Raw genomic sequence first — 13,145 nt, 5'->3', positions numbered from 1 at the left:
CCGCCTATGCAATTACAGAAATGATGACAGTTAGTTTGAGAGACTTTATATTAACAGGAAAATTTGGCCCTGTTACCCTGGGGATGACGATAGAGGAAGTGATGGACATATTGGGTAAGCCCGATGGCCTGACAGAGTATGACAATGGCCACAGCGAGGTCTATTACGCCTACTATGAATTCTTCTTTCTGACAGAAAGCCGCATATTATATGGTATCCAGAATGACCACCTGGCTACCTTTCCTAATATCAAAACAGGTCGGGTAAATAATAAAAGGGACATCTGTTTTAGCAATGACAAGTTTACTATTGATACCTGGCTGCTAAAGAAGAATCGCTACATGGTATTTAAAGAGGTATTCAACAGGATCTCAGAAGAGGGAATCGAATTTACATTGGAACGCACATATGATGATTACAGGGGTATCTGTTTCACCAGTAATGTGAAATTGGGTTTTAATGATAACAGCGGAGTTTCTTCCTATGATAAAGCATCCGATACCTGGACCAGATCAGCAGCGATTCAAAACGAGGAAGACTTCATTCTAGATAGTATCACTTATTTTAATATGGACCTGACCGGAGGCATCGGTTGAGTCTTATCATATGCTGGTGCAATATTTGACACCGCTCTAAGGTGAGCAAACAACAACATAAGAAAGGAAAAGGAGATTTTTACGCAGGTACCAGCGGACTGGTACTACCAGTCCCTAATAAACAGGCATATCCTGCCGCATTTCAGGATAAAAGCAGACTGACTTATTATGCCTCCCTCTTTAACAGCCTGGAGGTAAACAGCTCCTTTTATAAAGTACCCATGGCCGCCACCGTGAAACGATGGGCGACAGAAGTGCCGGCGGACTTCAGATTTACATTCAAATTACACCGGGGCATTACCCATAATAAACCCCTGGTTTTTGAAGACAGTCTGGTGGAAAGATTCATGGAGATCATCGAACCGGCAGGAGAGAAGAAAGGCGCTTTATTAGTACAGTTTCCTGGTGGTACGCGTTTCGACAGTTTCACGCAATTTGAACACCTGCTAGAGGTGATCCGTCAATGTGACCCACAGCAAAAATGGGACGTATGTGTAGAGTTCCGGCATTCGTCCTGGTACATGGCAGAGACATACGAAGTCTTATCAGCCTATCATGCTACCATGGTGCGTCATGATATGCCTACATCAAAACCACCCGAATGGACAGCTGCCGCCGGCTTTGAATACCTGCGTTTTCACGGCCCTGCCGGCGATTACAAAGGCGGATATACAACAGAAGCACTTAAAATACATGCTGCCCGTATCAATACCTGGCTAAAAGAAGGTAAACGGGTTTATACCTATTTCAATAACACCATCGGAGATGCACTCAAAGATCTCAACACCCTGACTGACCTTGTCAAGGTATAGATAGATGATCATTCCGGAGAGATCTTAATTATCTTTAATCCCAGCAATCAACAGCATATGGAAGTAATAACGAGAAGCGCCACAGTAGCTGACTTACCGGTACTTGCGGAATTCCTGCAGATGTTAGTCGAGGCAGAAAGACCTTTTGACGTCACCTTACAACGCGGCAGGATCATCTATTATGATCTGAGAGAACTGATAGAAAGCGATGAATCGGAGCTGCTGGTACTGGAAAAAGAAGGTGCCCTGGTGGGATGCGGTTATGCAAAGATCCTGAAGGCCCGCGCATACCTGGTATATGAACAATACGCACACCTGGGATTTATGTTTGTGTTACCGGAATACCGGGGAATGGGGCTGAATCAGCAACTGATCTCAACATTGAAACAATGGGCGGTATTAAAAGGTATCCGGGAAATGCGGTTGGAAGTATACGAAGAGAATACCGGCGCGATTAAAGCCTACGAAAAGGCTGGTTTCAGCAAACTGCTGGCGACGATGCGCTGTAGCCTGGACTAATAAAAGAAGCCCTCAAAGAGGGCTGTCTGTATTGTTAAACGGATCGTTTTATGCGTTTTCGTTCCATCAGCTTGTGGACGGTACCCGCCAATAGTCCGGCTGCAAGATACAAACCCAGCGTAAGCAATTGTGTCTTGCCGCTTTCATTGCTATATTGTTTACTTAGACCAAGCTTGCCGGGAAGGGTAATAGCACCTATACCTGCCATTAATCCCAGCGCCGCGCCGGTAGCGATACTGTGTTTAGGGTTCATGCCTACCAGAGAATAATATCCGGCATTACCTGCAATATCTCCAACCATCGTGGAATAGTAGAGTGCCTTCTTTTTGGGTACCGCAATCCCGGCATGATCCAATGTACTTTCAAGCGCCTCCATGCCCAGTTTATCCATCCGGGGAGCATGCGATACGTTATTCTTCAGGGTTTGATGAAGGACAGTCAGCGCTACAGAACTTACCAGCCCGCTTGTCATTGATGCGATCGTTTTCATAATGCTGCTTTTTATACTGTTATCAGACAAAAAGCAGGCCCACAGATATTCATTGTAAGAGCAGGATACTGTTTTGTTGCCCTGTTTCCTCATATAGCGGCTTTTTTTACTAAAAAACGGACTGTGCCGTGCAAGTATGCTGCTCACGCCGTACCTTCACAGCAGATGTAGATAATCCCACTATGAAATTGAATACACATAAGGCCCTGACTTATCTCATTGCACTCGTCTGGCTGGTCAATGGTTTGCTGTGTAAGGTACTGCACCTGGTACCACGGCATGAAGCGATCGTTGCCCGTATACTGGGAGCGCAATATGCAGGACCATTGACAATGCTGATCGGACTCTCAGAGATCGCTATGGCGATATGGGTAGTCCGCGGATTTAAATCCAGGTTGAACGCTATCTTACAGATCGCTATTGTGGGAACGATGAATATACTGGAGTTTATGTTAGTGCCCGACCTGTTGTTATGGGGCCGGTTGAATGCCGTATTCGCCGCTTTATTCATGTTGCTGATTTACTACACGGAATTCAAACTGAACCCCAAACAGACTTAATCAATACTATGTTTTCCGCTCTTAAAAATCATCCCTTTCCTGTTGAAGCATTCTTTCAGAGTTCGGTCGTACTGACCTTCGCTGTACCAAAAGAGCAGCTGGAACCCCTGATCCCCGAATGCCTGTCACTGGATACCTTCAAGGATCAATATGCCTTTGTCGCGGTAGCCATGGTTCAGACAAAAGACCTGCGCCCAAAAGGGTTCCCCGCGTTTATGGGTAATGACTTCTTCCTGATCGGTTACAGGATATTTGTCCGCTATAAAAACAATGCAGGTAAAAATCTGCGGGGCTTATACATCCTCCGCTCAGAAACCGATAAGAAGAAAATGGAGTTCCTGGGCAATATCTTTACACACTACAGTTATACAACAACAGATATCAGCAGGACGCGTGCAGGAAATATCATTACCTACGCTTCTGTAAAATCAGCCTTCAAAGTGGCCATTGATCTGGCGGAAGAAGAGGTGCATCTGCCACCACAATCTCCTTTCGCTGACTGGAAAGAGGCAAGGCGATTTGCCGGTCCTTTGCCTTTCACCTTCCGCTATGATGCAAAGACAAAGGAGGTGTTGATTATCGAAGGACAGCGGGAAAACTGGATACCCCGGCCCCTGCATGTGACAGATTATAATTTCGCCTTTCTGAAAACGTTGGATATCGCAGGCGCCGCACTGGCAAATGCCTTTATCATCAATAATATCCCTTATCATTGGAAAAAGGGCAAAACGGAGACATGGCAGTAGGAAGAAAACCTTTACAGGGAGTGATGAATATCGTCCGATTTAACTGGCATTTTTACGCCATTGCATTGCTGCTGATGCTGGCAGGGGCAATCGTTGCATATTACATGCAGTTACCGGTCCTCTTGCTGCTGACCGGACTCGCATTTACCGGATGTATGCTGTCACTACTGGTCTCCATGTATATTTATGATCTTTCCGGCCTATATGAACTCAACTGGATCGCCCCTGCAAAAGGAGAAAAACTGGTTGTCAATATCCATGCAGGATTTGATGAAACCAGTACCTTACTACAGGATAAATACCCGGACGCAGCCTTACAGATCATAGACTTTTATGACCCTGAAAAACACACAGAAATCTCCATTAAACGGGCGAGAAGTCTTTATCCCGGACTACCACAAACGATCAACGCTGCAACGCATCATTTACCACTGAAAGATGCCGCCGCGGATAAGATCTTTGTCATCTTTTCAGCCCATGAAATAAGAGACTGGGAGGAAAGGAAGCTGTTTATGAAAGAACTGGCCAGGAGTCTCCAATCCGATGGCCGGATTTATATTACAGAACATCTACGGGATCTGCCTAATTTCCTGGCTTATAATATCGGCTTCTTTCATTTCTATCCCAAACGGGATTGGCTGAAGCTCTTTGAAGACACTGGTCTGAAACTGGAAAGAGAAAATAAACTGACTCCTTTTATTTCGACTTTTATAATCGCGAAGAATGATACTGCATTTTAGGATAATAGGCGCACTGCTGTTAGTACTGGCCATGAGCCATGTCGTGTTTCCAAGATACTTCAGATGGAGTGAGGAACTGAAGCCATTGAGCCTCATTAACCGTCAGATTATGACCATTCATACTTTCTTCATTGCGTTGACGGTGTTTCTGCTCGGACTATTATGTCTCAGTGCTGCCGGCGAACTGGTGGAGACGGCTTTAGGAAGAAAGATCTCATTAGGAATGGGCGTATTCTGGGGGACGCGCCTGGTGATCCAGTTTGTGGGATATTCTCCTGAACTTTGGAAAGGCAGGAAGTTTGAGACGACCGTACATGTTCTGTTCTCTCTTTTATTTACCTATATGAGCGTCGTGTTTCTGTGGGCTTATTTTTATTGAAAGAGATTATTGCAGGAAATCTAAACGCCAGTATTTACCACCACTATCTTTCGCCAGGATGGCGTTATCATACACGCAGATAATATCAGTGAGAAAAACACCTTCTTTCCTTTCAGATAAATACCGGTGCCGACAACCCCGTGTTTGATCTCACAGACCTGTATTTCCTGCTTTTTATCCGTACCGGGATTATTAACACAGGCCACATGTAGTGCTTGAGGCTATCGTCAAGACGTATTTTACGCGTCAGCAGCTACTATTTTAGCTGCTGGCAGGGATAGGGGGCAAACAACAGATGATGGCTGTATTATCTAGCGGCATTGATAACTTATCTGTACATGATTGATAGGAAGATTGGCAAAACTGCCCTGATACTTTGTGCGCAGATCGATTTCCGTAGGTAATCCTTTATTGTTGTAGGATACGGCGGGAGAATGATTGTTACGGCTATAGTCGTGACTCAGGAATTGCCAGATGGGATGCAGACTGTTGACATTGACCTTATCGTCATAGTCGTAAGGGAAGGCCGAAGTTTCATTACCATATTCATTGATGACTTTCGACAGGTTACCCTGTGCATTGTACTGAAAATTGTGCTCCCAGCGGTAAGAAGAATAGAGGCTGATATGCCTGTATCGGGTCATTCTGCCTTTACTGTCATACTCATATTCATGGATATATTCGGGCATGGCTGGCTGACCGATAAAACCGAATGTATACTGTGTGTCTGCTTTAATACGGTTCTTATAATCATAAGAAAAACGGTACAGGGTCTCATAGTTTGTAGGATGATTGTACATGCCGATCAATTCCGTCAGCCGGTCATTTTTATCATATTTAAAGACATAGCGCGGACTACCGGTAGTGACATGGTTTTTATCCATGGCAATTGGATTCCCTTTGCTGTTATACCGGATGGTAATCGTGTCGCCGGGATAGTTGATATCCCCGCTCAACTGATAAACGCGGCATTCAGGAATAGCAGCGGGATGGTGTGGGTCTTTGATACAGGCAGAATAGGAGAGACAGATAATCATAACGGCGCTACGCGAGAAGGTTGATAGCAATGCTTTCATAAGTAGAATTTAAGTGGTGAAAAATGGGGGGACTGTATAAAAAGCAGTCTTACAGGTAAGGTAAAAGGAGGTGTATGTGGTTAAAGGGAAAACCGGGCTATTTTGGTGATGCAATGTTAAGGAAAAAGGGAGAGGAGCCGGCAGTAAATTGGTGAAGTAGGTGATTTGTCTGGTAAGCGATGTAAAAATCTCATTATCAGATCCTATTAAGGTTTGTTACACTTTTAAATTTTTCCACATTCTCCCGTTAATACGGTGGATAATATTCGCTGACTGAGACACGGCCACCAGTGGATTGTGCTAAATTGAGAGAACACAAAATATACTGATTGCCAAGACAAAGATCTATTATCACATTTACCGGTAAGCTCGGCGAAATGGTCGGATACGAGCGGGTATGTCCTTGCAGGTACATGGGATGGAACGCTGATAGTCGCTTTACAGGTGAGGTGCATACACAAAGACGGTATAACCGCCAGCCGGCAGTACCAGGCTGCCGATATTATGGCAATAATACCAGTAGAGAGAATCAGACCGTTTAAAATACGCACGCATCCGCAAAAAATATTATTACAATTACATGCAGTTTTAACCACATGTCATACAAAGACTAGTCTGGCCTTTGTGCAAAGAGAATAGTTGCATGCCTGAAGTATGTTTTGTGAAATGCTATGCTGTTTACACGTTATTTAATATATCCCCTTCCTGTAACTGCAGTAATCCGCTAAAGCAGCATTCCTATTAACTGTTTATGCTTATTGGGTGTGTTTTACGGTCTCTGTCACATACACGCACACGACCAATGATCGCCACTTTAAGTCCACGTTTATTACCCCGGCATACCGGCTGTGTGAGCATGCTTCTCGCGGTTACCGTCCTGTCAAGCTCACCGGTATAAAGAATGTTTTCAGACTAATTTAATACATGTAAAAGGCGATACGTAGTCTTTTGCCAGACTGTACTATAGATATTTTATGTTTACATTTCGGAAATGTTAATAACATTGATTACTTTTAGCAATGTATAGCAAAACTTCAAACGTCCTGCTGTAGCCTGTGTTGTGAATGTATAGTGATTTTTTTACCATTAAAGGATTTTTTCATAAGATCTGATATGTGCTGAAAAGACATACTCCTGTAAGACAGCGACAATACAAAGGAAAATCTGAATGCCTCTTTTCATGTAAGTGAAGTAAGCGACCAACATCAACCGGTTTCATTGCGATGGAGATGCATGATTGTACATCTTGCCATCGATTAGAAATGTCTTTATTAATCAACTATCAGTTATGTCAGCTTTTGTCTGCGCCTGGTATGGTGTAGCAAGCAATTTTTTTGGCATAACTGGACCTTACTGTTCAGGAGGGACACCTGAACGATATGTTTTGTTTATCCCTGCACGTTAGATCGGCACACTTCTTTTCCCGGAAGGGAAAGTACTTAATACTCATTACTGACCTTATCACAATTACCCACATGACACATATCGTACTGGTGGAAGACGACGCCCCGATAAGATTTATCTTTCAGCTTGCATTCCCTTCCCGGAATTATTCCCTCACTGATCTTGAAAACAGTGATAAAATCATCAATGGAGAGATCGATGTTCCCGATGTTTTTATACTGGACAAGCAGATTTCCGGCATTAACGGACTTGATGTTTGCCGTTTCATTAAGAGCAACGACAAATTTAAAAACGTGCCCGTTATTATTATGTCTGCTGCTGTGGATATCGTTGCCCAGGCAAAAGAAGCCGGCGCAGACGCTGCTATTTCGAAACCTTTCTCATTAAATACTTTACGGGAAACAATTTCAAGATATAGTGTAGGGACTGCCACTGCAATCTGCGCTGAGAGCTGACTGATGTAAGTTGTTACAAATCTGCAGTATTACAGACTGTTCCGTTATCCTGCCTTTCCTTGTATCTCATTACATTCTGCGGCACAGTATTGGAACCTCTCTGTTGTATCGGTTGGCACAATGTCCGCCGGACTATCATTCATTACACAAATATCAATGAATAATAGAAAGATTGTTGTAATCGGGGCCTCTGCAGGAGGCTTTGAAGCAATAAAAAAAATAGTCAGTGATTTACCTGCAAACTTTGATGCAGCTATATTTATTGTATGGCATATGGCAGCCGAGGTGAGAGGTATATTGCCGGAGGTGTTAAATAAACTGGGCACACTACCCGTAGCACATGCTGTTGATGAAGAATCTGTCATAGGCAGACGTATCTACATCGCTCCGCCTGACCGGCATCTGCTTTTGGGGAAAGGAAAAGTAAGGGTAACACGTGGTCCGAAAGAGAACCGTTTTCGTCCGGCTATTGATCCCCTGTTCCGGTCAGCAGCTATAGCCTATGGAACGCAGGTGATCGGTGTGGTGCTTTCAGGAGCGCTCGATGACGGCACCGCTGGTATATGGGCTGTAAAGCAACAAGGAGGATTGGCGATAGTGCAGGACCCGGATGATGCAGAGGTCTCCTCCATGCCGGTAAATGCAATGAACGCTGTCAAGGTCGATCACATAGCGCCGGTCAGTGAAATAGCCGCATTGCTCGTCAGGCTTGCCAATGAGGAAATTCCGTCGCTTAATGGGCGAAACGCCGAATTTGTAACAACCGCGCAGCAGGAGGTGGGCATTGCGATGAAAGACGAAAATATCAGCAGGGAAGTCTTCCGGCATGGCGAACTTACACCATATACCTGTCCCGAATGCCATGGAGTACTGAGCTCCCTCACAGAAGGAGATCGCATACGTTTTCGTTGTCATACCGGACACGCTTTTTCAGCAGATACGCTATTGTCCGCCATTACGGAGAGTATTGAGGAAGCCCTCTGGAATGCCATTCGCAATATACAGGAAAGTACGCTGTTACTAAATCACATGGGCGATCATTTTGCGGAGGCTAATCAGGCTAAAATAGCAGCAATGTATTTTAAAAAAGCAAAGGATGCAATGAAACGTGGAGAGATGGTAAGAAAAGCTGTTTTCGATCACGAGCAATTAAGCATGGATAGTGTGAAAGACCAGGCAGATACAGAGAATGTGGCTTAGTATAGGACAATGATATGGTATCTATAAAAGTAAAACCTTAGGTTTGTATACGCTTATGAAGGAACTTGAAACCAGTTATGATAAGGAAAGCATACTCGCCGGCCGCCCCAATAAAGACGACCTGCTGGTAGTAGGAATCGGTGCTTCCGCCGGAGGTATCCGGGCATTGCAATGTTTTTTTGAAAACGTTCCTGCCAATCCGGGAATGGCCTATGTAGTGATACTCCACCTGTCTCCTGATCATGACAGTCAGCTGCAGCAATTGCTGCAACACGTAACACCACTCAAGGTGACATTAATTACGGAAAAGACCCGGGTGCAGCCTGATCATGTATACGTAGTTTCTCCGGACCAACACCTGATCATGTCAGATGGTCACATCATTCCTTCCAGTAATGCCGGAATAGAGGAGCGGAGAGTGCCTGTAGACATATTTTTCCGTACACTGGCCAATTCCCTCGGACCGCGTGCCGTCTGTGTCGTTCTCTCCGGAACAGGCGCTAACGGCTCCATGGGATTGAAACGTGTAAAGGAATGTGGTGGCGCAGCTTTCGTACAGAATCCCCGTGAGGCGGAATACAATGAAATGCCCAGAAACGCCATAGCTACCGCGATGGTAGATGATATACTGCCGGTGTCAGAAATACCAGAGAAAATAATAGCGTATAAATTGAATCTCGGATCTGTTCAGATTCCGGTAGACAGTGAAAAGCGCGCTGAAGAAGAACAACATGCACTGCGCGAAGTCTTTACACACCTTAGACTGCGCACGGGGCATGATTTTTCAAATTATAAACGTCCAACATTGTTACGTCGTATTGAACGTCGTATCAATATCAGAAATCTCAGCAGCTTACAGGCATATGCTGCTTATTTAAAACATAATCCCGAAGAGATCAGTGCATTGCTGAAAGATCTGCTGATATCCGTCACCAATTTCTTTCGTGACAAAAAAGCATTTGATGCACTAGAGAAAGATGTCGTTCCTGCCATCCTGCAAAATAAAAAAGCAGAAAATCAGGTAAGGATATGGATCGCCGGCTGTGCAACTGGTGAAGAAGCATATTCTCTCGCAATTTTATTCGCAGAAAAAACAATGGGATCCATAGATGATCCTAAAATTCAAATCTTCGCAACCGACATCGACGAAGCTGCTATCGCCGTAGCACGCGAAGGGTATTATACACTCAATGATGCAGCTGATGTATCACCAGCGCGTTTAAGACGTTTTTTCAATAAGGAAGGAGAAGGTTATCGTATCAAAAGAGAAATCAGAGAAACGATTCTGTTTGCCAGTCATAACTTTCTGAAAGATCCTCCTTTCTCTTACCTGGACATGGTGTCCTGCAGAAATGTATTGATATACCTTAATCATACCGCACAGGAAAGGGTCATGGAAACTTTCCATTTTGCCCTGAAACCAGGCGGGTTCCTGATGCTAGGTTTGTCTGAATCAGCAGAAAGCGCCAGCGATCTCTATACTTTGTTCAACAGGGAGTTTCACATCTTCCAGTCTAAACGTATTGTACAAAGTAATTACCCCGTACCGGAGTCAGTACCTCATTTTAATTTCAAGGAGCCTGCAGCATCTCAGGCGGTTATCTCTCAGGAGAACAGAACCCGCGAACGGGTCATGAGAAATGATCTGCATCAGCGCCTGCTGGAAGAATATGCACCTCCTTCGATGGTGATCAATGAAGAATATGACATCCTTCATCTGTCAGAAAGGGCGGGCAGATACCTGCAAATGACAGGTGGTGAACCATCTCAGAACCTGTTGAAACTGGTACGCCAGGACCTGTGTCTGGAATTACGTTCCGCGCTCTATCAGGCTGTACAGCGACAGATAGCTGTAGAAGCACAAGGATTAAGGGTGTCAATTGATGGACAGTCGGAAAATGTGAATATTCATATACGTCCCGTGTTCCGGCAGGGAGATATTGCCAATGGCCTCATACTGGTGATTTTTGAACAAAGTATGGAAGATGCCGGTGGACAGGTAATTCTCTCTTCAGATGAACCGTTAGCACGTCAGCTCGAAGAAGAATTGATAAGACTGAAAGCACAACTCCGCGCCTCTATCGAACAACATGAATTCCAGCAGGAAGAACTGAAGGCATCTAATGAGGAATTGCAGGCGATGAATGAAGAACTACGCTCTGCTGCTGAGGAACTGGAGACAAGCAAAGAGGAACTGCAGTCTATTAATGAGGAATTACGCACCGTTAACCAGGAACTGAAGGTAAAAGTGGATGAAACCACATTGGCAGGCAATAACCTGCAAAACCTGATCAATTCCGCCGAAATAGGAACCATTTTTCTCGACCGGAGTTTGAGACTGGCGTTGTTTACACCGCCCGCCAGAACGGTGTTTAACTTTATTCCGAATGATATTGGCAGACCCTTATCTGACATCACCAACAAACTGAATTATGACGATATTATTTCCGATGCAGAAGCTGTCCTGGAAAAACTTCTGACAATAGAGCGGGAGGTCTCGTCAATAGATGGACGCATTTTCCTGATACGTATTCTCCCTTATCGTACAGAAGAAGATCGTATCAATGGCGTTGTAATGACCTTTATTGATATGACGCAGCATAAAAAAGCCGAGATAGTGCTGCGCGAAAATCAGGCATGGCTGAATGGACAGAAAGAAGCTTTTCAGGCTGCGATGAATGGTCAATCCCTGACCAGTTCTCTGAATCCCTTGATCAGAACAGTGATTGATCAGATGGATGGAGAAGCCAGGTCTGCATTTTATATGACGCCGTCAGGAGGTGAGGGACTACATCTGGTGGCAGGTATGACCGAAGAATATGCAAAAGATATTAACGGCTTTCAGATCGGTCCTGAATCGCTTGCATGTGGCCTGGCTATGCACACTGGTGACCCGGTGATTACGGAAGATATCGAAGAAGATCCCCGTTGGGAGCAATGGCGCCCGATTGCCCGTAAATACGATTACCGTGGTTGCTGGTCTTTCCCTGTCCGGACCATCGGAGGCCCTATACTAGGCACACTCGCCATCTACTTCAGGCAGCCACGAAGTCCGCAGCAAAGAGAACTGGAGATGGCCGCAATAATTACTCATTCTGCCAGCATTATCATTTCAAGATATAATGAAGCAGTTGAACGTGCACAGGCAGAGGAAGCGCTGCGCCTGAGCGAACAACGCTTAAAAAACCTGCTGAAAATCCGGGAAGAGTTTATAAGTGTTGCCAGCCATGAACTGAAAACACCTATTACCAGCATGAAAGTGTACGCTGAGATAGTGGAAGAAAGGATGGCTGAAACAGGTAACCATGAAGATGGTGAACTCATTTCGCGCCTGAATGAACAGATTGACCGTCTTACGGTGTTAATCAACCTACTGCTGGATACCACAACAATCTCGGAAGGGAAGTTGAAAATGAATTTCACAGATGTAGATATCAAAAAAGTGGTCGCCGAAAAGCTGGGAGATATCCAACGTGCCGGTACACATAAGTTTGAATTACAGACAGAGGAGCTACCCCTCATCAGCGCAGATGCCGAGCGCATAGGACAAGTAGTCACAAATCTGCTGTCAAATGCGATTAAATATTCCCCTGCAGGTAGTACCGTGCGTATTGCTGTTCGTAAGGAGAAAGAAAGAATACAGGTGAGCGTGCAGGACCAAGGCTACGGTATCCCGAAAGCACACCAGCAAAAGATCTTCGACAGGTTCTATCGCGTCACTACCGATAACTTTGACACCTTCCCGGGTATGGGCCTCGGGTTATATATATCCGCACAGATTATCCAGGGACATCATGGCGCTATCGACGTAGAAAGTGAGGAGGGAAAAGGATCCAATTTTTCATTCACACTACCCATTAAATCTTGAACACCGTAAAAAAGATAGTACTGATAGAAGATGATATAGCCATCTGTGACGTATTCTCTATTGCATGGATCCCGGACGTTATGAGATCGTCACATACACCACAGGAAATCTTATACTCGACAGTCAGGTGCTAACGCCCGATTTATTTATGCTTGATAAGAACATTACAGGTGTCGATGGACTTGACCTTTGCCGCTTTATCAAGGCAAGCGACAAGTACAGCAATATACCGGTTGTCCTACTTTCTGAAGTCCGAATATCAGAGAACTGGCAACAGATGCCGAGCGGATGACGCTATCG

General features: G+C 44.8%; 13 protein-coding genes. 10 read left to right on the top strand and 3 right to left on the bottom strand.

Features of this window, described 5'->3' with window-relative positions; genetic code table 11:
- The first annotated feature begins 20 nt into the window (after positions 1-20).
- The 3 genes from CPIN_RS22005 to CPIN_RS21995 are packed head-to-tail and all read left to right on the top strand — an operon-like array spanning position 21 to position 1,927.
- Positions 21-596, top strand: coding sequence for a hypothetical protein (locus CPIN_RS22005; RefSeq protein ID WP_012792047.1), 576 nt, complete (start codon positions 21-23; stop codon positions 594-596).
- A 41-nt stretch (positions 597-637) separates the two neighbouring features.
- Complete coding sequence (locus tag CPIN_RS22000) at positions 638-1,408, top strand: DUF72 domain-containing protein (RefSeq protein ID WP_012792046.1); 771 nt, start codon at positions 638-640, stop codon at positions 1,406-1,408.
- 57 nt (positions 1,409-1,465) lie between these two features.
- The gene (locus CPIN_RS21995; RefSeq protein WP_012792045.1) at positions 1,466-1,927 is read left to right on the top strand and encodes a GNAT family N-acetyltransferase; all 462 of its coding nucleotides are present in this window, start codon (positions 1,466-1,468) and stop codon (positions 1,925-1,927) included.
- 34 nt (positions 1,928-1,961) lie between these two features.
- On the opposite strand, the gene CPIN_RS21990 is transcribed toward CPIN_RS21995, so the two are convergent.
- Positions 1,962-2,417 carry a hypothetical protein gene (locus CPIN_RS21990; RefSeq protein ID WP_044222154.1) on the bottom strand — a complete coding sequence of 152 codons (456 nt, stop codon included), beginning with the start codon at positions 2,415-2,417 and terminating at the stop codon, positions 1,962-1,964.
- 182 nt (positions 2,418-2,599) lie between these two features.
- Here CPIN_RS21990 and CPIN_RS21985 point away from each other — a divergent pair, with 182 nt between their 5' ends.
- The 4 genes from CPIN_RS21985 to CPIN_RS21970 are packed head-to-tail and all read left to right on the top strand — an operon-like array spanning position 2,600 to position 4,842.
- On the top strand, positions 2,600-2,977 hold the full coding sequence (locus CPIN_RS21985) for a DoxX-like family protein (protein ID WP_012792043.1): 378 nt from the start codon (positions 2,600-2,602) through the stop codon (positions 2,975-2,977).
- Positions 2,978-2,985: 8 nt separating this feature from the next.
- On the top strand, positions 2,986-3,723 hold the full coding sequence (locus CPIN_RS21980; protein ID WP_012792042.1) for a DUF2071 domain-containing protein: 738 nt from the start codon (positions 2,986-2,988) through the stop codon (positions 3,721-3,723).
- Positions 3,714-4,463: a class I SAM-dependent methyltransferase gene (locus CPIN_RS21975; protein WP_012792041.1), complete on the top strand. Its 750-nt coding sequence runs from the start codon at positions 3,714-3,716 to the stop codon at positions 4,461-4,463. The genes CPIN_RS21980 and CPIN_RS21975 overlap by 10 nt, the downstream gene beginning before the upstream one ends.
- Positions 4,447-4,842, top strand: a complete 396-nt coding sequence (locus CPIN_RS21970) for a hypothetical protein (protein ID WP_012792040.1) — start codon at positions 4,447-4,449, stop codon at positions 4,840-4,842. Before CPIN_RS21975 ends, CPIN_RS21970 begins: the two co-directional genes overlap by 17 nt.
- Positions 4,843-4,862: 20 nt before the next feature.
- Here CPIN_RS21970 and CPIN_RS38710 read toward each other — a convergent pair whose 3' ends face one another.
- The gene (locus CPIN_RS38710) at positions 4,863-5,048 is read right to left on the bottom strand and encodes a hypothetical protein (protein ID WP_148230615.1); all 186 of its coding nucleotides are present in this window, start codon (positions 5,046-5,048) and stop codon (positions 4,863-4,865) included.
- 105 nt (positions 5,049-5,153) lie between these two features.
- Complete coding sequence (locus CPIN_RS21965) at positions 5,154-5,918, bottom strand: hypothetical protein (protein WP_012792039.1); 765 nt, start codon at positions 5,916-5,918, stop codon at positions 5,154-5,156.
- A gap of 1,475 nt (positions 5,919-7,393) precedes the next feature.
- Between CPIN_RS21965 and CPIN_RS21960 the strand changes: the two genes are divergently transcribed.
- The 3 genes from CPIN_RS21960 to CPIN_RS21950 all read left to right on the top strand — a co-directional run bounded on the left by CPIN_RS21960 (position 7,394) and on the right by CPIN_RS21950 (position 12,845).
- The gene (locus CPIN_RS21960; protein WP_012792036.1) at positions 7,394-7,777 is read left to right on the top strand and encodes a response regulator; all 384 of its coding nucleotides are present in this window, start codon (positions 7,394-7,396) and stop codon (positions 7,775-7,777) included.
- Positions 7,778-7,933: 156 nt separating this feature from the next.
- Entirely contained in the window at positions 7,934-8,977 is a 1,044-nt protein-coding gene (locus tag CPIN_RS21955; protein WP_012792035.1) for a chemotaxis protein CheB, read from the top strand.
- Positions 8,978-9,032: 55 nt separating this feature from the next.
- Positions 9,033-12,845: a CheR family methyltransferase gene (locus CPIN_RS21950; RefSeq protein ID WP_148230614.1), complete on the top strand. Its 3,813-nt coding sequence runs from the start codon at positions 9,033-9,035 to the stop codon at positions 12,843-12,845.
- Positions 12,846-13,145 lie beyond the last annotated feature (300 nt).

The sequence above is a fragment of the Chitinophaga pinensis DSM 2588 genome (assembly GCF_000024005.1).
Taxonomy (GTDB): domain Bacteria; phylum Bacteroidota; class Bacteroidia; order Chitinophagales; family Chitinophagaceae; genus Chitinophaga; species Chitinophaga pinensis.
The sequence above is the reverse complement of the archived record's forward strand: the minus strand, read 5'-3'. Positions and strand labels throughout refer to the sequence as shown.